Annotated in this window: 22 protein-coding genes; 13 read left to right on the top strand and 9 right to left on the bottom strand. The window is 46.4% G+C overall.

What is annotated here, in order from left to right; all coding sequences use genetic code 11:
* The first annotated feature begins 5 nt into the window (after positions 1-5).
* Entirely contained in the window at positions 6-785 is a 780-nt protein-coding gene (locus E2B99_RS13080; protein WP_134245581.1) for a TIGR04219 family outer membrane beta-barrel protein, read from the top strand.
* A 61-nt stretch (positions 786-846) separates the two neighbouring features.
* On the opposite strand, the gene E2B99_RS13075 is transcribed toward E2B99_RS13080, so the two are convergent.
* Both E2B99_RS13075 and E2B99_RS13070 read right to left on the bottom strand, forming a co-directional pair.
* Complete coding sequence (locus E2B99_RS13075) at positions 847-1269, bottom strand: type II toxin-antitoxin system VapC family toxin (protein WP_134245580.1); 423 nt, start codon at positions 1267-1269, stop codon at positions 847-849.
* The gene (locus E2B99_RS13070; RefSeq protein WP_134245578.1) at positions 1263-1535 is read right to left on the bottom strand and encodes a type II toxin-antitoxin system Phd/YefM family antitoxin; all 273 of its coding nucleotides are present in this window, start codon (positions 1533-1535) and stop codon (positions 1263-1265) included. The genes E2B99_RS13075 and E2B99_RS13070 overlap by 7 nt, the downstream gene beginning before the upstream one ends.
* 152 nt (positions 1536-1687) lie before the next feature.
* On the opposite strand from E2B99_RS13070, the gene E2B99_RS13065 reads away from it, so the two are divergent.
* Positions 1688-1936, top strand: a complete 249-nt coding sequence (locus E2B99_RS13065) for a type II toxin-antitoxin system Phd/YefM family antitoxin (protein ID WP_134245576.1) — start codon at positions 1688-1690, stop codon at positions 1934-1936.
* Between the two features lie 177 nt (positions 1937-2113).
* Here E2B99_RS13065 and E2B99_RS13060 read toward each other — a convergent pair whose 3' ends face one another.
* Complete coding sequence (locus E2B99_RS13060) at positions 2114-2989, bottom strand: hypothetical protein (RefSeq protein ID WP_134245574.1); 876 nt, start codon at positions 2987-2989, stop codon at positions 2114-2116.
* Between the two features lie 93 nt (positions 2990-3082).
* On the bottom strand, positions 3083-6037 hold the full coding sequence (locus tag E2B99_RS13055; protein WP_134245572.1) for a valine--tRNA ligase: 2955 nt from the start codon (positions 6035-6037) through the stop codon (positions 3083-3085).
* A 164-nt stretch (positions 6038-6201) separates the two neighbouring features.
* Between E2B99_RS13055 and E2B99_RS13050 the strand changes: the two genes are divergently transcribed.
* Complete coding sequence (locus tag E2B99_RS13050) at positions 6202-7005, top strand: SDR family oxidoreductase (RefSeq protein WP_134245570.1); 804 nt, start codon at positions 6202-6204, stop codon at positions 7003-7005.
* An 82-nt stretch (positions 7006-7087) separates the two neighbouring features.
* Positions 7088-7843, top strand: a complete 756-nt coding sequence (locus tag E2B99_RS13045; RefSeq protein WP_134245568.1) for a hypothetical protein — start codon at positions 7088-7090, stop codon at positions 7841-7843.
* On the opposite strand, the gene E2B99_RS13040 is transcribed toward E2B99_RS13045, so the two are convergent.
* Entirely contained in the window at positions 7788-8795 is a 1008-nt protein-coding gene (locus E2B99_RS13040; protein WP_134245668.1) for an AraC family transcriptional regulator, read from the bottom strand. The genes E2B99_RS13045 and E2B99_RS13040 overlap by 56 nt on opposite strands.
* Positions 8796-9083: 288 nt before the next feature.
* Between E2B99_RS13040 and E2B99_RS13035 the strand changes: the two genes are divergently transcribed.
* The 5 genes from E2B99_RS13035 to E2B99_RS13015 all read left to right on the top strand — a co-directional run bounded on the left by E2B99_RS13035 (position 9084) and on the right by E2B99_RS13015 (position 15058).
* Positions 9084-10277 carry a CaiB/BaiF CoA transferase family protein gene (locus E2B99_RS13035; protein WP_134245566.1) on the top strand — a complete coding sequence of 398 codons (1194 nt, stop codon included), beginning with the start codon at positions 9084-9086 and terminating at the stop codon, positions 10275-10277.
* 744 nt (positions 10278-11021) lie between these two features.
* Positions 11022-12665 carry a nitrite/sulfite reductase gene (locus tag E2B99_RS13030; protein WP_134245564.1) on the top strand — a complete coding sequence of 548 codons (1644 nt, stop codon included), beginning with the start codon at positions 11022-11024 and terminating at the stop codon, positions 12663-12665.
* Complete coding sequence (locus E2B99_RS13025) at positions 12658-13134, top strand: DUF934 domain-containing protein (protein ID WP_134245562.1); 477 nt, start codon at positions 12658-12660, stop codon at positions 13132-13134. The genes E2B99_RS13030 and E2B99_RS13025 overlap by 8 nt, the downstream gene beginning before the upstream one ends.
* Positions 13135-13283: 149 nt before the next feature.
* Complete coding sequence (yaaA, locus tag E2B99_RS13020; RefSeq protein WP_134245560.1) at positions 13284-14075, top strand: peroxide stress protein YaaA; 792 nt, start codon at positions 13284-13286, stop codon at positions 14073-14075.
* Positions 14076-14341: 266 nt separating this feature from the next.
* Positions 14342-15058 (top strand): outer membrane protein OmpK, encoded by a 717-nt coding sequence (locus E2B99_RS13015; RefSeq protein WP_134245558.1) that lies wholly within the window; start codon positions 14342-14344, stop codon positions 15056-15058.
* 97 nt (positions 15059-15155) lie between these two features.
* On the opposite strand, the gene rsmD is transcribed toward E2B99_RS13015, so the two are convergent.
* Together rsmD and mrdA are read right to left on the bottom strand one after the other, a co-directional pair.
* Positions 15156-15716: a 16S rRNA (guanine(966)-N(2))-methyltransferase RsmD gene (gene rsmD / locus E2B99_RS13010; RefSeq protein WP_134245556.1), complete on the bottom strand. Its 561-nt coding sequence runs from the start codon at positions 15714-15716 to the stop codon at positions 15156-15158.
* 17 nt (positions 15717-15733) lie between these two features.
* On the bottom strand, positions 15734-17713 hold the full coding sequence (mrdA, locus tag E2B99_RS13005; RefSeq protein WP_134245554.1) for a penicillin-binding protein 2: 1980 nt from the start codon (positions 17711-17713) through the stop codon (positions 15734-15736).
* 308 nt (positions 17714-18021) lie between these two features.
* Here mrdA and E2B99_RS13000 point away from each other — a divergent pair, with 308 nt between their 5' ends.
* The 4 genes from E2B99_RS13000 (at position 18022) to adk (ending at position 22537) form a co-directional block, all read left to right on the top strand.
* Positions 18022-19551 (top strand): sodium:solute symporter family protein, encoded by a 1530-nt coding sequence (locus tag E2B99_RS13000; protein ID WP_240687837.1) that lies wholly within the window; start codon positions 18022-18024, stop codon positions 19549-19551.
* Positions 19552-19679: 128 nt separating this feature from the next.
* Positions 19680-20207 (top strand): hypothetical protein, encoded by a 528-nt coding sequence (locus E2B99_RS12995; protein ID WP_134245552.1) that lies wholly within the window; start codon positions 19680-19682, stop codon positions 20205-20207.
* A gap of 81 nt (positions 20208-20288) precedes the next feature.
* On the top strand, positions 20289-21605 hold the full coding sequence (locus E2B99_RS12990; RefSeq protein ID WP_134245550.1) for a hypothetical protein: 1317 nt from the start codon (positions 20289-20291) through the stop codon (positions 21603-21605).
* 281 nt (positions 21606-21886) lie between these two features.
* Complete coding sequence (gene adk / locus E2B99_RS12985) at positions 21887-22537, top strand: adenylate kinase (RefSeq protein WP_134245548.1); 651 nt, start codon at positions 21887-21889, stop codon at positions 22535-22537.
* Positions 22538-22657: 120 nt separating this feature from the next.
* Here the strand turns inward: adk and nth are convergent, their stop codons facing one another.
* Both nth and E2B99_RS12975 read right to left on the bottom strand, forming a co-directional pair.
* Positions 22658-23341: an endonuclease III gene (nth, locus tag E2B99_RS12980; RefSeq protein ID WP_134245546.1), complete on the bottom strand. Its 684-nt coding sequence runs from the start codon at positions 23339-23341 to the stop codon at positions 22658-22660.
* 2 nt (positions 23342-23343) lie between these two features.
* Entirely contained in the window at positions 23344-24135 is a 792-nt protein-coding gene (locus tag E2B99_RS12975) for an RnfABCDGE type electron transport complex subunit B (protein ID WP_134245544.1), read from the bottom strand.
* Positions 24136-24154 lie beyond the last annotated feature (19 nt).

The following is a 24154-nucleotide window of genomic DNA, read 5'->3' as shown; positions in this document are numbered from 1 at the left end:
CGAAAATGCCAAAGCAGTTTTTAAATTATGGGTTTGGGATAGTAGCAGCACTGGCTGGCCTGCTGAGCACCACCGCGCACGCTGATTTTATTGGCTTATATGCTGGTATAGATGGCATGTATACCAAGGCAGAAGATAGCGCGGGGCAGTCGGATGACAAGTTTAATGCCGTCTATAATCTGGCTTTTGAGCATCCTGTACCGTTTGTGCCTAACATCAAGCTGCGTTACAGCGATTTTAGCAAGGCGGATTCATCATTGAACACTTCCTATATGAATACTGGATTAGCAGGCTCGACAGGTACTAATGGTTTACTGCTTAATCCTTATGCGGGACTAACTGGTCAGTATCAAGTCGAAGTTAATTCCTTGGATGCAATCGGTTACTACGAAATTCTGGATAATATTGTTAGCGTTGATGCGGGGTTGGGCGTAAAACGGGTAAACACCAAAGAAACTGTACGCTTAAGTGCAGGCAATGTAGCCACTGTAGCTAAAAATAACTATGATGAAACTGTACCAGCTTTATACGTTGCTGCGGGTGGCAAGCTGCCCTTTACTGGGTTTAGTGCCAAAGCGGAAGTGATGGCAGGCCAGAATAGCGATGCTGATTTTAGTGATATCAATGCTGAAGTGAAATACAATTTTATTCAGAATATTGCATTGGATTTAGGCGCGAAGTTTGGCTACCGCGTCATGACCATCAATTTTGATGATGATTCAGACAGCAGCTTTGACAAGATTGAAGCCAAAGGGCCTTATTTAGGTTTGGAAGCGCATTTTTAATCTGTTGATTGCTTGAGTTATTTAGCCGGTTGCTTTTAAAAGTAATCGGCTTTTTTATAGCTTATTCAAACCAGTTAATTAGCCGAAGTCCACGAATTAATTCAAAATCCTTGGTATTACGAGTAACTAGACTTAAACCTTGCGACATTGTAATTGCCGCAATCTGGCCATCTGCAAAAGGTAGGGTTTGACCAATTTTCTGTGCTTCTACTCTAATTTCTGCATGAATTTTTGCTGCTGCCGTGTCATACGGCAATATCGGAAGCAGGCTCACTACATCATAAAGGAAAATACCAATAGACTGTTTACGCTTACTGTCGGGCATTTTTAACCAGCCAAAGCGTAACTCATGCCAAACCAGACTTGGAATTGCAATTTCCTGTTTATAACCTTGAAACTGCTGTAAAACATGAGGATGAGGTTCAGCTTTGACCAATTCTGAAATAATATTTGTGTCTAATAAAAGGCTAATCTGGCTTACCAACAGAATTCCCGCCCCTCAGATTGGTCGCGTTCAACTATAAAATCTTCGTCAGAATCGTTTAACTCATCTTTAAATTTTTCTCGCCAAGCGTTAAGACTCTCCGCAATATCTAAGGGCTGACTTGTTAGTTTTTGATATTCTGGAACAGACATCAAAACAGCGGTAGTCTGGCCGCGTTGGGAAATAAAGACTTTTTCACCTTGGTTGCTTTGATCAATCAAATCGGCAAGATGGGCACGTGCTTGAGTGAAAGGAATGGCGGTCATAAGAGTTACCTCTTTTAAGTGTACATTTGGATTGTACATTTTTGGGTGAAATTTATCAATTTTTAAAAAAGAGTATCTATTAGCACTTCAAAAGGTGCCTTTAAAAGCACTAAAAATGGTATAATTGAAGCAGATTCTATGGAGATAAAGCAATGACTCAAAAGATTCATGCCCGAATGACTGCAAGCATTACTGAGTTGAAGAAAAGCCCAATGGATACAGTGTTAGCAGGTCACGGTGAGCCAATAGCAATTTTAAACCGCAATACACCTGCATTTTACTGTGTGCCTGCTGATCTATATGAGCAAATGATTGAGCAGCTTGAAGATTTAGAATTAAATGCAATTGCAGACGCTCGTGCGAATCAAAAACGCATTCGAATGAATATTGATGACTTATAATTTAGAGTGTATTGAACCAGCTTTAAAAAGAGAGGGAAAAGTAAACTTCTTAGTTTGGCAGCAATTTAAAAAGAAATTAGATCTTTTGTAAAAATCATTTTTTGAGCAATTATAGATTATGAATTTAAACATGCTGATTTACGAGATAAGCCAAATTCATACAATTTTGCAAGAAATTTAATGTTTAAGATAGGCCTTAGTATGCTCTAACGTTGAGCTAAAAACAGTTCCATCATCTTCTGTGAGTAATATACAGTTAATATCAGCTACTAGAACTTGATTTTTATAATTTATGGTTAATGGGTTTGTGATAGTAGGCGTTGTAGGAGGACCTTCAGCTTCGATAAAATATGGCGACTTGGGAAAGATCACAGCAAAAGCTCTTGAAGACTCCTTAAGTCTTTTCGCTTCATGTGGCATTAAATTTATAAATTTAAATAAGGGTCTATCATCTAGATTTTTGTATTTGGAATAAGGACTTTTTAGCTCATCAAAAATTGATTTAGAAGTTATCTCTACTTGAGAAACTAAAACATTTTTGTCGAATACATTTCTTGCAGTAAAAGATTTTTTATTTAAAGTTGACCTCCCTATGTGTAAATCCCATGCTTCAATATAATGCATTCCCCCCAGATCTTGTCCTGGTGGAGTAAAGTTATCGGCATAGGTCGTATTTTCATTGTCAACTGAATATTTCTCATAGGTTAGAATTTTATTATCAGCATCGTAAGTAATAAATTTTCTGTCTAATGGTATTTCAAGAATCAATATATTAGGAATAGCTAAATCCTTAAATTTAGCAGTGCTTCGTTCTATATATTCTGAAGTAGTTTCAAATTCACCTTTAATTTTAGGAATGGATTTTAGTTTTTTAGCATAGAAATCAAAGGAATCTGGGGAGATTTTCTGGTTTAGGTAAGACGAACATTGTTGTGTATTTCTACTATAAACATCCTCAATTCTATCAGCATGGCTCAAAGTTGAAATGCTCAAAAAAATGAAAGTCAGTATAGGATAATATATCTTTAAATATATTTTGTCTTTTTTTAACATTTGAATTTCCTGAAGTTAGTAATGCATTACTCTTAGTGGAATAATGCATGTTTTATAAGGAATATCAACCTTGGTTTGATAACTTATTAACTCTTACAACGCCGCTAACTGTTCCATTTGCGCATTCAGCTTCTGCAATTGATCTCCCAAATCTGCCAACACAGCTTTCTCAGCCTCCACCACATGAGCAGGTGCTTTCGCCAAAAACCCTTGATTAGACAGTTTGCCATTGAGTACATCAAACTGCTTTTGCAGCTTCTCAATTTTCTTGGTCAAGCGGCCAATTTCAGCTTGCGGATCAATCAGACCTTTCATCGGTACAAAAATGGAAACCTGACCCACCACACTACTGGACGACAGTGGCGGTTCCTGATCACTGGATAGGAACTCAATACTTTCCACTTTGGATAGCGCTTTGAACAGCGGCTCAATACGGCCCAGTTGCTCACGCTCCTTGTCACTCACGTTTTTCAGCAACACGGGCAGTAAGCGGGCGTTACCCAAGCCCATTTCACCACGAATATTACGCACTGCACCAATCAGGCCCTGTAGCCAGCTCATGTCAGCTTCGGCCTGCTCGTTGATTTTGGCATCTTCTGGCTGTGGGAAGGGTGCCAGCATAATGGTCGCGTCATCCTGACCAACAGCTTTTTTACCAATCATGGGCGCAACGGTTTGCCAGATTTCCTCAGTCAGGAACGGCATCAGCGGGTGTAGCAAACGCAAGCTGCTTTCCAGGGTGGCCAGCAGCACACGGCGCACTTCGGCTTTACGTTCTTCACTGACTTCGTCACTGTTTAATACGGGCTTGGTTAGTTCTACATACCAGTCGCAGTATTCATTCCAGATAAAGTCGTACATGGTTTGTGCCACCATATCCAGACGATAATCCGCAAAGGCTTTATGCACCGCAGCTTCAGCCTTTTGCAGGCGGCTGACAATCCACTGTTCCGGCAGTTCCCACAGGTCAGTGCGGGGTGCTTCACCGACCGTTTTACCTTCCACATTCATTAATACAAAGCGGGTGGCATTCCAGATCTTGTTGCAGAAGTTGCGGTAACCTTCCACACGCTTTAAGTCAAACTTGATGTCACGTCCGGTATTGGCCAGCGCACAGAAGGTAAAACGCAGCGCATCGGTGCCATAGGCATTAATGCCATCCGGGAATTCCTTGCGGGTGGCTTTTTCAATCTTGGCGGCATCCTTGGGATTCATCAGGCCGGTGGTGCGCTTGGCAATCAGGGTTTCCAGATCAATGCCATCAACCAGGTCTAATGGATCAAGCACGTTGCCTTTGGACTTGGACATTTTCTGGCCTTCGCCATCACGTACCAGCCCATGTACATACACGGTTTTAAATGGCACTTGTGGCTTGCCGTTTTCATCTTTGACAAAGTGCAGGGTCATCATAATCATGCGGGCGACCCAGAAGAAAATAATGTCAAAACCCGTCACCAGCACATCGGTAGAATGGAACGTTTTTAAGAAATAATTTTCCGCATCCTTGGCGGCATCACCAGTCCAATCCAGGGTTGAGAATGTCCACAGCGCAGAGGAGAACCAGGTGTCCAGTACATCTTCATCCTGATTCAGGCTGATATGGCTACCCAGATGATATTTCTGGCGCACTTCATCTTCACTGCGACCCACATACACCGAACCATCCTGCGCGTACCATGCCGGAATACGATGTCCCCACCACAACTGGCGACTAATACACCAGTCCTGAATGTTGTTCATCCACGCCATATACATGTTGCTGTATTGCTCAGGCACAAACTTGATGTCGCCATTTTTAACCGCTTCAATGGCAGGCTCGGCCAGTGGTGCAATTTTCACATACCATTGATCCGTCAATAACGGTTCAACAATCACACCGGAACGGTCACCGCGTGGTGCTTTGAGCGTGTATGGCTCAATTTTTTCCAGCCAGCCCTCGCTTTCGGCTTGGGCAACCAGTTTTTTGCGCGCTGCAAAGCGTTCAACACCCGCATAATCACTTGGTGCGGCAAGAGTCTGAGTGATTGGCTGGCCCGCTTTTTCAATCCAGTCAAACTCAGCCTGAATTTCTGCATTTTTATTAAAGATATTAATTAATGGCAGGTTATGGCGTTTACCCAGTTCATAATCATTAAAGTCATGCGCCGGGGTGATTTTAACGCAACCGGTGCCAAAATCTTTTTCAACATAGTCATCGCCAACGATTGGCACTAAACGGCCAGTAATCGGCAAGCGGATGTTTTGGCCAATCAGGTGCTTGTAGCGTTCATCGTCTGGATGCACAGCAACCGCAGTATCGCCCAGCAAAGTTTCAGGGCGTGTAGTGGCGACCACCAGATAATTGTTGCCATCACTGGTGGTGGTGCTGTCATTTTCAAAGAAATATTTAAAGTGCCACAGCGAACCTTGTTCTTCGTTGTTTTCCACTTCAAGGTCGGACAGGGCAGTGTGCAGTTTCGGGTCCCAGTTCACCAGACGCTTGCCACGGTAAATCAGGCCTTCCTCATGCAGTCGCACAAACACTTCTTTTACCGCATTGGACAAGCCTTCATCCATGGTAAAGCGTTCGCGTGACCAGTCTACCGAAGAACCCAGACGGCGGATTTGCTGGGTAATGGTGCCACCGGATTTTTCCTTCCATTTCCAGACTTGTCTAATGAAGTCTTCGCGGCCAAGATCGTGACGGCTAATGTTTTGCGCGGCCAGTTGGCGTTCTACCACCATTTGCGTGGCAATCCCTGCATGGTCGGTGCCCGGTTGCCATAAAGTGTTGTCGCCCAGCATCCGGTGATAGCGGATCATGGCGTCCATAATCGCATTGTTAAAGCCATGACCCATGTGCAGGCTACCCGTGACATTGGGTGGTGGAATCATGATAGTAAACGGTTTGGCCCCACCTTGCGGCTTAAAATAGCCCTGTTTTTCCCACACGTTATACCAGTGTGCTTCAATGGCAGCTGGGTCATAAGTGGTGGAAATATTTTGCTGGCTGGCTGGGTTTTGGTCAGCGGTATGGTCTGCTGCGCTGTTGTCAACTGTATTGGTCATCGACAAAAATCCGAAAATCGTTTGAAAAAAATTGCAACTATTGTAGCGGATTTTGTGCGCTTTTTGCGATTAAACGTAGTGCAAGCTGTGTAGTCATCGTCTTGATCTTTACAAGGTATGGCTCTTTTGTCATAACCTTAGCCAACGGATTGGGAAATCTAGCAATGCCTAAAGAAAATTTTAATGGTCAGGTGATTTGGATTACTGGTGCATCCAGTGGCATTGGCGAAGCGCTGGCCAAGCAGTTTGCCAAACTGGGCGCGCAGGTGGTATTGAGCGCACGGCGGGAAGAGGAGCTCAAGCGGGTAGCACGCCAGCTCGAAAATTCCGAACAGCATATGATTTTACCACTGGATGTGACGGATTATGCATCGCTTACTGCGACTTATGGCGAAGTGATTCAGAAAAAAGGCCGACTGGATTGCCTGATTAACAATGCCGGGGTTAGCCAGCGCGCGCTGATTTGCGATACGCTGGATCATACCGATCGCCAGATTATGGAAATTGATTATTTCGCGCCAGTTGCCTTAACCCGCGTGGTACTGCCGAGCATGCTCAAGCAGGGTTCAGGGCATGTGGTGTTTATTTCCAGTGTAGCCGGTTTACTGGGCACCCAGTATCGGGCCAGTTATGCAGCAGCAAAAGGGGCCATTCATTTGTGGGCCAACAGTTTGCGTGCCGAGCTGGCCGATCAGGGCTTGCAGGTGTCAGTGATTTTCCCCGGTTTTGTGAAAACCAATGTGTCGGTGGCTGCCTTAAAAGGTAATGGAGAGGAGCTAGGAACCATGGATGACGCGCAGGCTAATGCCATGAGTAGCGATGAATTTGCCGAACAGGCGGTACAGGCACTTCTGGCCGGACGTGAATATATTGTGATTGGTGGTTTAAAGGAAAAGGTCGGGGTGTGGCTGTCACGACTGTATCCGCCATTGATGTACCGCATGATTCGTAAAAGCAAGGTGCGTTAAAACAAGATACGCTCAATTAACACTATCCCAAAAGTTAGTTCAGGGAATACCACACAATATTTATAAACAGGATGCACTTGATATGGAAACCCAGTACGCCGTTGCTTTACCGCTCAATGATTTAATTCGCCATGAGCTGGAACAGTTGCATCTTTCCTCGGTGGATTATGACAGCGCAATGGCTGAAAAAGCAGGCCGCTTAATGAGTGAAGCCACTTGCCATATTATTGATTATATTTTTACCGACATGGTGCAGCAGTTTGCCAATGTTAAAGAAATGGCTGAGGAAAAAATTGCCAGCTTCAAGGAGTCCCTAAGCCATATTGAAGAAATCAAGGGCATTATCCGCAAGTATTTTGGCTGGGCTGTCAGCTGGTTTGATGCCAAGCGCTTAAAGCCAGTCATTACCCATTACTACGAGCTGATTAATGAATGCTCTATTAATAGTGCTGCCATTCCATGCCTGATTTATGCCATTCCCGACAAGCTGGCGCAAAAAGCCCTTGATGCTCTGGCTGATTTAAAAGATCTGAAAGCGGACAATGCACTACACGCCATCGAATGCCTGATTGAAATTATTGATGTGGGTGTGACCAAGCTGTTAAAAGAGCCTAAGGAATTACTGAAGTTTAACTTTATTGCCAATAAAACCCTGGATGGTGTAATGAACATGACCACGGCTTTATCCTATAAAAGCCTGCGCAAGCTAGGCAATGCAATGGACCCGGCATTGTTTCAAACTGCTTCAGGCCACTTGCAGCAGTTTATTATTCCACATCCGCTTAGCTGGCATGAAGCTGTCGGTACAGGCCCGGTGTTACACCCGTCCATTTCTTGAAGGCACGGTGAAAGGTACTGGTTTCACTAAAACCTACCTGTTGTGCCACATCTTCCAGTGATAGTTCTGGCTTGAGCAGCAGGTGAATGGCGGTGTCACGGCGCAGGTTGTCTTTCACACCCTGATAGCTTTTACCTTCGGCAGCAAGGCGACGGCGCAGGGTTTGCGGCGACAGGTACAGCATGGAAGCCACTTCATTTAAAGTTGGCATTTCTTCACCAATATGACTTTTTAATACTTCACGAATACGCGAGGTGAGCGAGCTGGCATTCTTGAATTTGACCAATAACTGCGCTGGCGCACTCTTTAAGAATTCCTGCAGGCTGGCTTCGGTTTGACGGATCGGCAAATCCAGATAATCTGCTGCAAAGGTCACTTCGGTGCGTTGTGCATCAAACTTGATGACGGGCGAGAAAAACAGTGCGTCGTATTCATCAACATGATTGGGCTGCGGATAGGCAAACTGCACGCGTTCCAGTGGAATACGCCGTTCGATTAGCCACGAGGCCAAACCATGCCAGATCATTAGCATGCTTTCGGTAATAAAATGATCCGGGTCGCGGTCAGATGGAATATGAGTCACCATACGGGCTTCGTGGGTATCGCGTTCAATGCTCACGGCCCAGTCATCACCAAACAGGCGGTAAAACTGCGCGCTTAAATCCAGTGCCTTGCCCAGTGTTCCAGCATGAATAATCAGTTGGCACATGATCGAAAACGTGCCGAGCCTGCGCGGCTGGGCATCAAATCCCAGGTGTTCATCCTGCGTCACCAGCCACAGGGTTTGCGCCAGACGGGTATACTGATCCGGCGAAACACGGGCCTTGGGCTGGCTGAGCAATTCTGGCTCAATTCCCACACGGGACAATAAAGCATTGACATCAAGACCCATCCGGCGAACGCCTGTCAGGGCTGCGTTGACAAAGTGAATGCTAATGGTGTCACGGTTCATCATCGACCTCGGGAACTATAAAACGCCTGAATGTGATATTAATCAATGTCATTCAGGCTAAAACCAGAATGCAAAAATCCAGATATAAAGAACTGATATCACTACTTTACCATAGCATATCTGGCTGATTAATTTGAGCTCATTTCAGGACAAAATACGAACTGACAAGTTTGCTCAGCCAAACTGGCAACTATCGTCATTGCCCACAAGCCTTGGCACATTCTAGGCTCGCTGATGATTTAAACCAACTTTGGCCATTATTGTATTGGCCGTTTAACTGGAAATTCCATGACACAAAATACGACTCAATCCAATGTGGCATCTGTTTCATCAGCACCTTCACCATCAACTGGTTCAAACGCACCGCTGGCTGGTTTAAAAGTACTAGATTTTTCCACCTTGCTGCCGGGGCCATTTGCCACCCTAATGCTGGCTGATCTGGGCGCTGAAGTGATTCATGTAGAATCACCCACCCGGGTTGATCTGGTGCGTGTGATGCCACCGTATGCGGATGGACAGGCCACAGCGCATACCTACTTAAACCGTAATAAAAAATCACTGGCCGTTGACCTGAAAAACCCGGAAAACATTGAAAAAATAAAAGGCTTGCTATGCGATTTTGATATTGTGGTTGAGCAATTTCGTCCTGGTGTGATGCAGCGTCTAGGGCTGGGCTATGAAGACTTAAAAGCCATTAACCCACGCCTGATTTACTGCTCCATTACCGGCTATGGCCAAACCGGCTCTTATAAGGATCGCGCAGGCCATGACATTAACTATATGTCCCTGGCTGGGATTTCCGGTCATAGCGGGCGGCAGGACAGTGGCCCACCAGCGCTGGGCATTCAGGTTGCTGATGTAGCAGGTGGCTCATTACATGCGGTGATTGGTGTATTGGCAGCAGTGATTGAGCGCAACCAGAGCGGGCAGGGCCAGCACATTGATATCTCCATGACCGATTGTGTATTTACCTTGAACAATATGGCAGCATCTGCGCAGATTGCAGGCGGTGAAGATCAGGCACCGGAAGCAGCAACCTTAAATGGCGGCAGTTATTATGATTATTTTAAAACTTCGGATGGCCGTTATATTTCTGTGGGTAGTCTGGAACCGCAATTTATGATGGGCTTAAGTGCTGCCTTAAACCTGCCTATTCTGGCGCAAAAAGGCGCATCCATGTTTGCTGAGGATCGTCAGGCGGTTAAGCAGGCTGTGGCTGAAGCGATTGCAGCACAGCCATTTAGCCATTGGCAGCAAGTGTTTGCCGCACTCGATGTGTGTGTTGAACCTGTTTTAACTTTAAAAGAAGCAGCAGATTCACAACTGGCTCAGGAACGCGGTTGGGTGGTTGATGTACCCTTGACCGCTGAACAGACAGCTAGTCAAAAACAACTGGCTTGCCCAATCAAGTTTTCCAGAAGCCAAGCACGTTATGACTATGCAGGCCAGCAACTGGGTGAAACTGGCTGGGAAGATTTATAAGCAGGGCCAAATATGACTGGTTTATGATGTCTTGCAAAATTCTCTTTTCCTTGCGCTGTAAAATGCTTTAGGCGTATTTTTTGCTCAAGTGAGCGAAGCGCAAGAAAGGGTTATGAAAAAAGTCTAATAAAACTTTTCTTTATGTAAGCTTGTTCATCGACCAGTTAAATTTTAGGAGTTAGCTTTGACGTATAAATACATGCCTAATGGCTTATTGTTTTTATATTGAAAATCATAATTTTAAGTTTAATTTTTAAACTATTGTCAAATCATTGTAGAACGATTAGCAAACATTTGGTTAACAAACGTTAACTTTTGTAAGCATTAGCGTACATCAATTGGGGTTGTGGCGACTGTTTTGGCAAGAGCAGATGCGAGATGATGTGTTTAGCGAATCAAGGATGACATGGCACGGATTTAGCCATACGGATAGCGCGAGCTGAAAGGCTGGCATAAATCGCAAGGCTCGATGGGATATGTCGAGAACAGGATGTACAGCAGGATGCTAAAGAAATGCCCGACCATTCAGGATGAATATTGTCGGGCTTTTTTATGTCCCAATGTTATACCCTAGGCATTTTAAATTAAGGCTCATTTTAAATCATAAATCATTTAAGGCAATAAGACCGGTTAAGGGTTTATCAATAAAACCGTTATTAATTATGCAAAAAAAACGTTTTATTGATGAAGCAAACCTAGGTATGCTTCGCACCTAAACTTATACCATGAATCTAGCCATACGCCATGTATTTATACACCGATCTTGACCAGCAACTGGTTAACGAGCGCGTTGCTCAATTCCGCGATCAAACCCAGCGTTACCTCGCAGGAACCCTGTCTGAAGACGAGTATCGTCCCTTACGCCTGCAAAACGGCCTGTATGTGCAGCGCTATGCACCCATGCTGCGGATTGCTGTGCCTTATGGCTTGTTAAATAGCAAGCAGTTACGCAAGATTGCGGACATTACCCGTCAATATGACCGTGGCTATGCGCATATTTCCACGCGCCAGAACATTCAGCTCAACTGGCCTGCACTGGAAAATGTACCGGATATTCTGGCGGAGCTGGCCACGGTACAAATGCATGCCATTCAAACCAGCGGCAACTGTATCCGTAACACCACCACCGACCAGTTTGCTGGTGTGGTGGCAGGTGAAATTGCAGATCCGCGTCCTACCTGTGAACTGATTCGCCAGTGGAGCACATTCCATCCGGAGTTTGCGTTCCTGCCCCGCAAGTTCAAGATTGCTGTGTCCGCACTGGAAGAAACCGACCGTGCAGCAACTGCCTTGCATGATATTGGCGTGTATCTGGTTAAAAATGCTGCCGGTGAGCTGGGCTATAAAATTCTGGTGGGCGGCGGTCTGGGTCGTACCCCGATTATTGGTAGCGTGATTCGTGATTATCTGCCGCGTGAAGACCTGATTGCCTATCTGGAAGCCGTGCTGCGGGTATATAACCTGCATGGCCGCCGTGATAATAAATACAAGGCACGTATCAAGATTCTGGTTAAGGCTCTGACTCCGCCAGTATTTGCCCAAAAGGTAGAAGCCGAGTTTGCGCAGATTCGTGAACAACGCAAGGTTGATGCTGAGCTGATGGCCAGAATGGATGCTGTTTTTGCGCCACCAGCCTATGAAAACTTGCAGGATATCGACTGGACAGCACAATTTCAGGCTGAACCAGCATTTGCCAACTGGTATCGCCATAACACCCATGCGCATAAAGTGTCGGGTTATCGCATTGTGACCATTTCACTCAAGCGTGCGGGCATTGCACCGGGCGACCTGACTGATAGCGAACTGGACATGGTGGCAGATCTGGCGGATCGCTACAGCTTCGGTGAAATCCGTAATACCCATGAGCAAAACATGGTGCTGGCAGATGTGCCACAAAAAGATCTGTATGACCTGTACCAGATTTTAAACCAGCACAATATGGCGCGTGCGCATATTGGTTTTATCACTGATATCGTGTGCTGCCCCGGCGGTGATTACTGCTCACTGGCCAATGCCAAGTCCATTCCCATTGCTGAAGCCATTAGTCGCCGCTTTGATGATCTGGACAGTGTGTATGCACTGGGCAAGATTGACCTGAACATTTCCGGTTGTATGAATGCCTGCGGTCATCACCATGTGGGTCATATTGGCATTCTGGGCGTGGACAAGAAAGGTGCCGAGTTCTATCAGGTTACACTAGGCGGCAATAGCGACCATGATGCCAGCATTGGTGACATTCTGGGGCCATCGTTTGCCGCAGAAGACATGGCTGATATTGTGGAAGAAGTGCTAAATACCTATCTGGATTTACGCGTGGATGATGAGCGTTTCCTTGATACCTATCGCCGCGTTGGCATCACCCCATTCAAGGAGCGCGTTTATGCCTAATACCGTGTTGTTTAAAGATGGCAGCATCTGCGAAGATGAATACCAGATGATTGGTGAAGACGGTGTAATGCCAACTGGTAATGTATTGCTGCGTGCTACGGAGCTGGATCGTCTGGCTGAAGTGCAGGGCAAAAAAGGCCTGCTGATTAGCGTTGCCAATTCACCGGAAGACTATTCGTTTCCAGTCAACCAGCTAGACCTGATTGCCATTGAGTTTGCCGGTTTCAATGATGGTCGTGGTTACTCGTTTGCGGCATTGCTGCGTCGTCAGGGTTTTGTGGGTGAGCTGCGCGCGGTCGGCGATGTGTTTAAAGACACCTTAAACTACATGAAACGCGTAAGCTTTGACTCCTTTATTTTAAAGGAAGGCAAGGACGTGAACGAAGCTGCTGCGGGCCTGAATGACTTTACAGTGCCATATCAGGCTTCCGTTGCAGTACAAAAAGCCAGCTACCAGACTGGCCAGTAAATTCGCCAGAACCTTTTGGCTATTGCTGGTACTGGCTTAAAAAACCCTTGCCTATAATTGCGCAAGGGTTTTTTTATACATACTTTCTTAAGGTAAACGTAGTATATTCAGCCTGTTGATTATTGGTTTAAGGGAGGAAAGGATTCACAATGCTAATACTGATCTCACCAGCCAAGACACTGGATTATGAAAGTCCGCTGGCAACGACTGACCATACCCAACCGCAACTTTTAGATAAAAGTCAGGAACTGGTAGATGTTTGCCGTGAGCTTACTACGCAGGATTTGTCTGAGCTGATGGACATTAGCCCCAAGCTTGCCGAACTTAATAAGCAGCGTTTTTGCAACTGGGAACCCATTTTTAATCTGGAAAATGCGCGGCAGGCGATTTTGGCCTTTAAGGGTGATGTGTATGCAGGCTTGCAGGCACAGGATTTCACCAAAAAAGATTTTGAATTTGCCCAGAAACATTTGCGCATGTTATCCGGGTTATATGGCTTGTTGCGTCCACTCGATTTAATGCAGCCCTATCGGCTGGAAATGGGCACCCAGCTGAATAACCCGGCAGGCAAGGATTTATACGGTTTCTGGGGTAATACCATTACCGATCATGTCAATCAGGCCTTGCAAGCACAGGGTGATGATGTGGTAGTTAATCTGGCGTCTGATGAATATTTTAAGGCAATCAAGGTGAACCAGTTGCAGGGCAGGCTGATCAAGCCCGTATTTCTGGATGAGAAAAATGGCCAGTTTAAGGTTATTAGTTTTTATGCCAAAAAGGCACGCGGCTTGATGAGCCGTTTTATCATTAAAAACCAGCTCACGCAGGCCGAACAGCTTAAGAACTTTAATCTTGAAGGCTATGTTTATTCTGGCGAGCATTCCAGTGACGATGAACTGGTATTTATGCGTGCCCAGCAGGATGCCATCCCAGTTGATTAAAACTGGCTTTGACTGAATAATTAGGGTTGGAAAAAAAGGTTTAAGAAAAAGGCAGCCTATGTGCTGTCTTTTTTATTGGTCAAAACTTAAAAAACGATAAAAATATTAAATTCTGCACTATTAACAATTTATAAACTTATATTACATTCCTGTAACATTCTATATTAAAATTCAGTTTTTGAATATTTCTGCCTATGCAGGAGTATTTGCCAGTTTATTGTAGCAAGCAGTTTAGTTGGTTTATCTCACTAAACAGTAGAGGTCATATGAAATTTCAATCCATTATGGTTGCGGCAATGTGTAGTGCTGCAATGTCTGCCGCCTGTGCACAACCCATTTGGCAGGACTTTAGCATTACTGGCCTGCACGGTGATGACTATAAAGTTGGCCCTGAAAAGCGCGATGTCGTAACGCTGGAATATGCGGCTGGCCTAACCTGGGGCGATGCTTTCTTTTTCATTGACCATAGCCGCTACAGCCAGACTGATGAAAAAGATAATTACTTTGAGCTTGCACCACGCCTGAGCCTGTCTTACTTGACTGGCCAAAAACTGTCTTATGGGCCAATCAAGGATGTTTATCTGGCCTCTACTTGGGAGTCTGGCAGTGATTTTAATAACTATGTTTATGGAATTGGTTTTGGCCTGAATATTCCGTATTTTAAATATGCGGATATCAACCTGTATCGTGCCAACAATGAAACCACTAAGGACGATTGGATGACCACCGTCACGTATGGTGTGCCATTGACTGTCGCCGGGCAGGACTTTTTATTTGATGGGTTTGCCGACTGGTCCAGCAAGGAATCTGACCATGATGCCGAGCTAAACTGGACATCACAGTGGAAATGGAATGCGGGCAAGCTGATTAGCCCAAATACGCGCCTGTATCTAGGAATTGAATATTCTTACTGGATTAATAAGTTTGGCATCAAGAATATTGACGAAAAGAATGTGAGTGCGCTGGTGAAATACCATTTTTAAGCTTGTCACTATCTGATATGGCGAAATTAAAAACATCTCAGTTAAAAAGCAGCCAGTTTGGCTGTTTTTTATAGGCTGATTAATATATCTGGTGATGCTACCGGGTAGTCTGATAAAGCCCGGCATAAACCTGTCCTGCACGGGTTTCTTTAAGCAGTTGCCAATGGGCGGGCAATTGCAGTTGTTGCAAGGGCCGGTCAGCTTCCACATAAATTTTGGCCGCTGGCTTCAGCAAGGGATCAATCAGGCTGGCCAAGGAAGTCCATAAGTTCAGGCTATAGGGTGGATCAAGAAAGACCAGATCAAAGCCTGCTGAGCGCACTGGTTCTGATAATTGCGTTAATGCTTGCTCCGCCTTGGCATGCATCACTTTACCGGTGGTGCATTGTAATTGCAAAAGATTGGCTTTAATTTGCTCAGCTTGCTTGCGGTCTGCTTCAATAAATACACAATGACGCGCACCACGGGACAGGGCTTCAATGCCCAAAGCGCCTGAACCCGCACAGGTATCCAACACGTGCGCCCCTGCAACATCCCACATGAGCCAGTTAAACAGGGTTTCGCGTACCCGGTCTGGCGTGGGACGCAAGCCATTAACCACTTCAAACCGGATTAGCCGACGCTTCCATTCACCGCCAATAATGCGAACCTGATTCATGCTGTAGTCCTCATTGTTTATTCTTCTCCACTTGCTAGTGAAGGCGCTGGGCTTGCCGCTGGGCGGTTGGTCTGGCTGGCCTGTTCGGAAATTTCCTGCGGCTTCATGCCAGCGGTCATTAGGCCACCGGTAATGCTGCTTTGTGCAGGCTTAATTGGATTTTTTTCCATCTGGTGAACCACATAATCAAACATGGGACGCGCCAAGGCTGCCGCCGCCGCGCCATGTTTACCATTTTCCAGAATCACTGCCACGGCAATTTTTGGACTATCTGCTGGGGCAAATCCTACAAACAGGCCGTGGTCGTAATGACGTTCATCCAGCGCGGCTTCGTTATAGCGCTTACCCTGTGCAATACTCTTGACCTGTGCAGTTCCGGTTTTACCGGCAATTTCGTAGCCTTTTAAGCCAATTTTCAGGCGACCCCCTGTGCCAGAGCGAATCACATTCACCATGGCATCACGCATGTTATTCCAGTCCTGCTCAGTGCCATTAAACTCGACCTTGCCGTCTGGTGCATTTAGTACATGGTAAGGTTTGGGACCTTTGCTTTCACGCAGCACATGCGGGGTCACGTGATGGCCGTGATTGGCCGTGATGGCGGTTGCCATTGCCAGTTGAATTGGGGTTGCAGTAAAAGCACCCTGACCAATACTGACTGAAATGGTTTCACCGGGCAGCCATTTGCTTTTGCGCTTTTGCATTTTCCATTTGGGGGATGGATATAAACCTGAACTTTCATTAGGCAGGTCAATGCCGGTTTTTGCGCCAAAGCCAAACTGGGTCATCCAGTCATGCATATTGTCGATGCCCATGCGATAAGCCAGCACATAAAAAAACGTATCGCACGACCAGGTAATGGCCTTGTTCAGGTCAACTGTACCGTGGCCGGATTTTTTCCAGTCACGGAAACGATGCGCATCGCCCGGCAGATGAAAATAACCTGGATCGTAAATCTGTGTGCCCCAGTTGACCAGATTGTAATGAATGCCGCCTAGTCCTTCCATGGGTTTGATGGTCGAGCCGGGAGGATAAACCCCTTGCAATGCGCGGTTATAGAGCGGCTGATCCGGGTTATCACGCAGGTTATTATAGTCCTTGTGACCAATCCCGGTAACAAACAGGTTTGGGTTAAAACTGGGGTTACTCACAAATGCCAGAATCTCACCTGTTTGCGGATTCATGGCCACAATGGCCCCACGTCGTCCGGACAACTGGGCATTGGCAATACTTTGCAGGCCGTAGTCCAGTGACAGATACAAATCATTGCCCCGGATTGCAGGCGTCTGTCCCAAGTGCCGCAAGATTTGTCCATGCGCATCGGCTTCAACATACTGATAGCCGGGTTTGCCATGCAGCAGGTCTTCATAGAATTTTTCTACACCAATCTTGCCAATCAGGTCGGTGCCGGCATAAGCGTTCTTGTCCAGTTCGCCCAGCTCTTTTTCATTGATACGTCCCACATAGCCAATCACATGCGCAAACAGCTCGGCATGCGGATAAAACCGGGTCATCTTGGTTTCAATATTTACCCCGGGAAAAGTGTATTTCACCTCACTAAAGCGGGCAATTTGCTGCTCATTCAGGTTGAGCTTAATGGCGAGCGGTTCGGTTTTGCGGGTGGACTTGGCCCGATGCCTGAATTTGTTCAGGTCATCCAGCGTCAGATCCAGCACTGGCACCAGCCGTTTCAGGGTATCTTCCAGATTTTCAATGTCTGCCCGGTTAATCACGGCAGTAAACACCGGATAGTTGTCGGCCAGCAAGACCCCATTGCGGTCATAAATATAGCCGCGTGCCGGGGGAATAGCCTGTAGGCGGATACGGTTCTTGTCGGCTGCGCTATTGTACTGTCCGTATTGAAAAATCTGCAGGTAGGTATAGCGAGCCAGCAAACATAGAAAGCAAAAGACTACAAAAGCCACGGCAAACCAGACGCGATGGCGAAAGATTTGCTGGTCCTGATGGGGGTTTTTAAGGGGAAGCGGGCTCTTCATACAGGCAGCAGCAATAAGATTGGCACAATTTTAGCTATATTTGCCGATGGATGCCAATCTTCTGCCACATTGAGATGTAAAAGATGGCAGCAGACCGGGTTTCTGGTTTTTACCGAGTTTCTGGTTTTTAGTGTTGGGAATTTAGCATTTGGGTTTTCTTGTCGGTTTCGATAAAAAAAACGCGACAGATGTTCTACTTTTGTCTAAACTTTCGCGCCGTCTACCCAGAACTTGGGGACGTACAGTTGGCACCGCCAGCACCAGTGCTGCGGAATAAAGTTTAACCCTAAACATAAGAAGGGTGAGCTGTGGCAAATCAATATTTGTTGGCAATTGCATTGGTGGCTTATTTAGCCCTTAACATTGGTGTGGGCTTATATGCTGCGCGCCGGGTCAAGAACAGTTCTGATTATCTGGTGGCCGGTCACCGTCTGCCATTGTTTATGGTGGTTACCACAACATTTGCCACATGGTTTGGCTCAGAAACCATTCTAGGGACGTCATCGACATTTATTCAGGAAGGGCTGGGCGGTATTGTTGCTGACCCGTTTGGCGCTGCCTTGTGCCTGATTCTGGTTGGTTTGTTTTTTGCCGTGCCTTTATACCGTCTCAAGCTGCTGACTATTGGCGATTTTTACCGCAAGCGCTATGGCCGTGATATTGAAGTCATTACTTCAGTGGTTATTGCCCTATCATATCTGGGCTGGGTCGCTGCACAGCTGTCAGCAATGGGGCTGGTGTTTAATATTATTACGCATGATCTGATCAGTGTAACAGGCGGCGTGCTCATTGGCGTAACCATTGTGGTCACCTATACCATTCTGGGCGGCATGTGGTCGGTTGCCTTAACTGACTTTATTCACAATATCCTGCTGGTTGCCGGACTGGTGTATATCACCTGGCTGATTACCGGCATGGTCGATGGCGGTGCAACTACTGTCATTACGCATGCACGTGAAGCCGGTAAGCTGAATATGCTTCCTGAGCATAATCTGGCGGGCTGGCTGGGGTTTTTTGGCGCACTCATCACTCTGGGTTTTGGTTCAATTCCACAACAGGATATTTACCAGCGCGTACTGGCAGCCAACACGGCCAACAATGCGCGTAATGGTGCAGTGATTGGTGGAATCTGCTATTTCCTGTTTGCCATGATGCCCATTTATCTGGCCTATACGGCATTTATTGTTAATCCGGATATGGTGAATGCAGCGTTGGGTGAAGGTGGCGATTCACAAATGGTACTACCCAACCTGATCATGCAAAACACACCGGTTTTTGTGCAGGTTATTTTCTTTGGTGCGCTGTTATCAGCCATTATGAGTACGGCATCTGCGACATTGCTGGCGCCATCAGGAGTCATCAGTGAAAACCTGCTGTCAAAAGTTTATTACCGTCTGGATAGCCGCCAGCGTGTCTGGTTTATCCGTGCTACCGTAATGGTATTTGCGATTTGTGTGACCACCTATGCACTGGCAACCGATAAATCCATTTTTGAAATGGTAGAAAATGCCTATAAAGTGGTTCTGGTTGGCGCTTTTGCTCCGCTAGCTTTTGGGTTGTACTGGAAGCGGGCCAGTCAGAACGGTGCCCGGGTGTCCATTGCATTTGGCGTGGGGGTTTGGCTTATATTTGAAGCACTGGATTATAGCTGGAGTAGTGGTACTGGCTGGTCAATGATTGGCTTGCAACATTTGGCTGCCGTATGTCCACCGCAACTGGCTGGCTTTATTGCTTCAGTCATTGGCATGCTGCTGGGCAGCCTGATCTGGCCCAATCGCAAGGGCATGCCACAGCCTGATGATGAAAAAATCGCAGATGAAACCATACTTAATGCATAATAAAAACTTATGTTTGTTGGCGAATAATAGTGGTCAGGCAGATTTTTTCTGATAAAGTCTGCCTTGGCTTAACCAAACGACGCCATAGAGGGTGTTGTAGACCAAAAAACCAGCAGGAGTGGTTCGTAATGAATAAACAGTGGATTACAGCGCTGTTGACAGTGGGGTTAATGACAAGTGTGTCGGCACAGGCAGCAGTCAAGGACTGGTTTCCAAAGCCTGCAACAGACACCACAGGGCTAAAAAAAGTATATGCGGGTGTGGGGATTACCAATGAGCTGTATCACCTGAATGCTGAAATGCCAACAGGCTACGGCAATATTTATGTCAAGGCGGGTGGGTTTATTGATGGGCCAAATGAACCTGCCGGTCAGATTGGCTTTCGCTATCCGTATTTCCTGACAGGAACCGATAAAAACGGTTATTACTTTGGTGGCTTTGTGGGCCACATTGAAACCAAAACTCAGGATAGCAAAAAGTACAATCGCCTCGGTGCTGGTGGCGAGCTGTCCTATGTCTGGATGAACAGATCACGTGTTAGCGCGGCCAGTGTCGGCATTGGCGTGGGTGAGCGCAAGAAAGGACGCGATGGCAGCAAGGAAGATGCTACTCCGATGATTATGTTTGGCTATAGTTTTAGTTTTGGCATTTATTGATAGGTTGCTAAACCATCAACATTAAAAGTAGATAGGATATTATCCAATTTACAGTGTTTAGGCGTCATTTGAGAGTGTTGCATGCTGGAGTTTATTAGTCATTATTGGCAGGTCTTTGCAAATCGCCCCGATTTTTGGGCAATTTTAAGTATTGTGCCAGTAACGGCCTTTGTGACTTGGGCGCACGTCTGGATGGCGCTAAAAATGGTATTTTACCCCATTAACTTCTGGGGCTTTCATGTTGGTTCGCTGCCTGTGGGCTGGCAGGGAATCGTACCGCGCAAGGCGGGCCGTATTTCTGGTATTATTACCGACAACACCCTGTCCAAGCTGGGGTCACTGCAGGAGTTTCTTCAGGCCATGGAGCCTGACGAAATGGCCAAGATCATTGGTGATCAGGTCGGCTATGACCTTGAACACCTGATTGATGAGGTGATGCTGGAGCGTAACCCGGTATTGTGGGAAAACCTGCCATTTTCCATCAAGCGACGTATCTACAGCCAGGCGCAAAAACAGATTCCTACGGTGCTGCGTGATCTCGTCAATGAGCTAACCTTTAATGTAGAAAATCTGGTCGACATGCGCGAAATGGTGGTGCGCCAGATGGAAGGTGATCGCCGCCTCATGGTACGCATGTTCCTTAAAGTCGGTCAGAAGGAAATTAATTTTATCTGGCATATCAGTGCGCTGATTGGTATGTTTTTCGGCTTTTTCCAGATGCTGGTCTGGTTTTTTGTGCCGTGGCACTGGACAGTGCCATTCTGGGCCGCAATCTGGGGCTTTTTGACCAACTGGATTGCAATCTGGATGGTGTTCAATCCGGTAGAGCCGCATCCGTTTCGCTATCTCAAATTATTTAGACGTACCAATACCAAAATTCCATTTATCACGCCTGTACTGCCACATATTGCCACTTATAACTGGCAAGGTGCCTTTATGAAGCGCCAGCATGAAGTGTCCGATGTATTTGCCTCAGTGGTGACAGAAGAGCTAATTACCCTCAAAAGCATCATGACTGAAATGATGTATGGCTCGCGCAAGGAAAAAACCCGACGCATTCTAAAGCGCCATATCAATAAAATCATGGAAACGCCAGTTGTACGCACCAGCTTGCAGGTCAGTATTGGCATGAAAGAATATGCACGATTAAAAACCGACCTGATTGATCGCTCAATTCAGATTACCATGGTGCCTATTTCTGATCCGGTGCTAAACCAGAGCCGTGCGCAAAAGATTTATCATATGTTCCGTGAGCGCATTCTTGCTTTGTCACCCAAAGAATTCCAGAACCTGCTGCGGCCTGCCTTTCAGGAAGATGAGTGGATTTTGATTGTGCTGGGTGGTGTAACCGGATTTATAGCAGGCACCATCCATTTGTTTGTGGCTTTTATCCGTTAATAGACCAGTTTTATGGGCTGCCTTTATCCAATAAGGCTAGGGCAGTTACCACTTAGGTCTTATAGTATTTGGCGACCCAGTTGGGAATGATAGATACAGTTCAGTAATAGGCAATTTACCGATGTAGGCTATATTGCTGCCAGTGTTGATAAAAATGCTTACTGAAAGTAACCGGATAACGTTGAAAAAAAACTTGAGTCCAGTCAGCGGTAAATGTATTGTTACGCCAATCTTTTAAGTTTTAATTTGTAATTTTTTATTGTAATTGAGGAAGATGTTTTATGCGCATTATTTTGCTAGGGCCACCAGGAGCAGGAAAAGGAACACAGGCTCAGTTAATCTGCCAGCGCTATAACATTCCACAAATTTCTACGGGCGATATGCTGCGTGCTGCCATCCGTGAAGGAACAGAACTGGGTCAAAAGGCCAAAAGCGTGATGGATGCGGGTGGCTTGGTTTCTGATGACCTGATTATTGGTTTGGTGAAAGATCGTTTAACCCAGCCGGATGCAGTCAATGGCTGTATTTTTGATGGCTTTCCACGCACCATTCCACAGGCTGAAGCGCTGGAAGCAGCCGGTGTGGCGATTGATCATGTGATTGAGATTGATGTACCGGATGAAGAAATTGTGACCCGCCTCTCTGGTCGTCGCCAGCATCCGGCATCTGGCCGGGTGTATCATCTGGTTTATAATCCACCAAAAGCTGAAGGCGTGGATGATGTTACTGGCGAGCCACTGGTACAGCGTCCTGACGATCAGGAAGAAACCATTCGCAAGCGTCTGGCGGCGTATCACAGTGAAACTGAACAACTGGTTGGTTTTTATCAGTCGCGCGCACAGGCTGGTGAAAATGCTCCAACTTATAACAAGCTCAATGGCCTAGATACCATTGACAGCGTTAAGGAAAAACTGTTTAGCATTTTAGGCTAACAGGGTTTCAATAAAAAACGGGGCAATGACCCCGTTTTTTTTATGACTTTTCAAATCGTATTTGGCGTTTAGATTGAGCAGGCTTTTTATTGCCAGATTTATGCGCCCATGTTTTTAAAGCTAGGTTTTTAAAGTTAAGCTTTTTAGATGCGCCATACCTTCGGCAGCACCGAATTCGTATTTGTCCGGCCATTGGCATAAATCCGCCACAATACATTGTGCGCACAGCGGAACCCGTGCCTTACAGGTATAGCGGCCATGCAATAATATCCAGTGATGGGCATTGGTCAGATACGGCTCAGGCACCACTTCCAATAGTTTTTTTTCGACGCCTTCCACCGTTTTGGCTGGGGCCAGTCCGGTTCGATTGCTCACCCGGAAGATATGAGTATCCACGGCCATGGTGGGATGGCCGAATGCCGTATTTAATACCACATTGGCTGTTTTGCGCCCGACACCGGCTAGTGCTTCCAGCGCTTTACGGTCATCTGGCACCTGACTGCCGTGCAGGTCAATCAGTATCTGGCAGGTCTTGATAATATTGTTGGCTTTGGCCGTATAAAAATTAACGTTACTGATATATTCCTTAAGCCCTTCTACGCCCAGCGCCAGAATACTTTCAGGCGTGTTAGCCACTGCAAACAGTTTGGCTGTGGCTTTATTAACCCCTACATCAGTCATTTGTGCCGACAAAATTACGGCAATGAGTAGCTCAAACGGTGAGTGATAGAGCAGTTCGGTGGTGGGATTGGGTCGTTGGGCTTGCAAGCGTTTGAAAAATTCTTCGACGTGTTCTGGCTTCATGGTTAATCCATGCTGCGTTGCAGCGCTGTTTTTAATAATTCTAACTGTTGCTGCTTGGCCAGATCATCAGGTTTAACGTTAAGCTGGCGTTCCAGTTTTTTAATCTGGCTACGTAATGAGGCCAGTTTGATGGTTTGCGCCGCTGAAACAGGAGCCGCAGGTTTAGCATCTACCACTGGAACCATAAGCTGATGCACGTCTACACCAGTAATGGCTGCTGCCTGTTCCGTGCTGATTGCAGCTGAAACAATAGGCTTACGGGCTTTCTGGGTGAGCATACGCTGCTGTTCACGCAGTACATGCGCCTGATAGCGCCGGCGCAGGTCATCTTGTTCGGCAAATCGTTCCATATCACTCGGTGGTGGGGCTGGGTCTACAACCAGATCAATGCAATCAACCGGGCAAGGCGGAATACACAATTCACAGCCAGTACACAGGTCAGTCAGAATACTGTGCATGAGCTTGCCACTGCCCATAATGGCATCGACCGGGCAGGCGCTAATGCACTTGGTGCAGCCAATGCATTCATCCTCACGAATGATGGCTTTCATACGCTGAGGTCGGCCATCTGCCACGATGGGCCATTGGCTGGGTTTGGCAGGCAATGGTGCCCGCCCTAGTATCTCTGCGAGTTTGTTTGCAACAGGCTGGCCACCGGGCACACAGCCATCTGCACTGGCACCCTCAGCCATGGCAGTGGCATACGGCAGGCAGCCTGCGGGATGTCCGCAAAGACCGCACTGGGTCTGCGGCAGGGTCGCGTCAAGTAAATGAATCAGTTCGGCAGTTGACATGAACAATAGGGCACTAAAC

The sequence above is a fragment of the Alkanindiges illinoisensis genome (assembly GCF_004377485.1).
Classification (GTDB): Bacteria; Pseudomonadota; Gammaproteobacteria; order Pseudomonadales; family Moraxellaceae; genus Alkanindiges; species Alkanindiges illinoisensis_A.
This window is presented reverse-complemented; position numbering and strand designations above follow the sequence as displayed.

Bases quoted from the DNA above. Each gene is read 5' to 3' on its own strand.
- E2B99_RS13080 (WP_134245581.1), top strand. From the start codon at position 6: ATGCCAAAGCAGTTTTTAAATTATGGGTTTGGGATAGTAGCAGCACTG.
- E2B99_RS13070 (WP_134245578.1), bottom strand. From the start codon at position 1,535: ATGACCGCCATTCCTTTCACTCAAGCACGTGCCCATCTTGCCGATTTG.
- E2B99_RS13065 (WP_134245576.1), top strand. From the start codon at position 1,688: ATGACTCAAAAGATTCATGCCCGAATGACTGCAAGCATTACTGAGTTG.
- E2B99_RS13060 (WP_134245574.1), bottom strand. From the start codon at position 2,989: ATGTTAAAAAAAGACAAAATATATTTAAAGATATATTATCCTATACTG.
- E2B99_RS13055 (WP_134245572.1), bottom strand. From the start codon at position 6,037: ATGACCAATACAGTTGACAACAGCGCAGCAGACCATACCGCTGACCAA.
- E2B99_RS13050 (WP_134245570.1), top strand. From the start codon at position 6,202: ATGCCTAAAGAAAATTTTAATGGTCAGGTGATTTGGATTACTGGTGCA.
- E2B99_RS13045 (WP_134245568.1), top strand. From the start codon at position 7,088: ATGGAAACCCAGTACGCCGTTGCTTTACCGCTCAATGATTTAATTCGC.
- E2B99_RS13040 (WP_134245668.1), bottom strand. From the start codon at position 8,795: ATGAACCGTGACACCATTAGCATTCACTTTGTCAACGCAGCCCTGACA.
- E2B99_RS13035 (WP_134245566.1), top strand. From the start codon at position 9,084: ATGACACAAAATACGACTCAATCCAATGTGGCATCTGTTTCATCAGCA.
- E2B99_RS13030 (WP_134245564.1), top strand. From the start codon at position 11,022: ATGTATTTATACACCGATCTTGACCAGCAACTGGTTAACGAGCGCGTT.
- E2B99_RS13025 (WP_134245562.1), top strand. From the start codon at position 12,658: ATGCCTAATACCGTGTTGTTTAAAGATGGCAGCATCTGCGAAGATGAA.
- yaaA (WP_134245560.1), top strand. From the start codon at position 13,284: ATGCTAATACTGATCTCACCAGCCAAGACACTGGATTATGAAAGTCCG.
- E2B99_RS13015 (WP_134245558.1), top strand. From the start codon at position 14,342: ATGAAATTTCAATCCATTATGGTTGCGGCAATGTGTAGTGCTGCAATG.
- rsmD (WP_134245556.1), bottom strand. From the start codon at position 15,716: ATGAATCAGGTTCGCATTATTGGCGGTGAATGGAAGCGTCGGCTAATC.
- mrdA (WP_134245554.1), bottom strand. From the start codon at position 17,713: ATGAAGAGCCCGCTTCCCCTTAAAAACCCCCATCAGGACCAGCAAATC.
- E2B99_RS12995 (WP_134245552.1), top strand. From the start codon at position 19,680: ATGAATAAACAGTGGATTACAGCGCTGTTGACAGTGGGGTTAATGACA.
- E2B99_RS12990 (WP_134245550.1), top strand. From the start codon at position 20,289: ATGCTGGAGTTTATTAGTCATTATTGGCAGGTCTTTGCAAATCGCCCC.
- adk (WP_134245548.1), top strand. From the start codon at position 21,887: ATGCGCATTATTTTGCTAGGGCCACCAGGAGCAGGAAAAGGAACACAG.
- nth (WP_134245546.1), bottom strand. From the start codon at position 23,341: ATGAAGCCAGAACACGTCGAAGAATTTTTCAAACGCTTGCAAGCCCAA.
- E2B99_RS12975 (WP_134245544.1), bottom strand. From the start codon at position 24,135: ATGTCAACTGCCGAACTGATTCATTTACTTGACGCGACCCTGCCGCAG.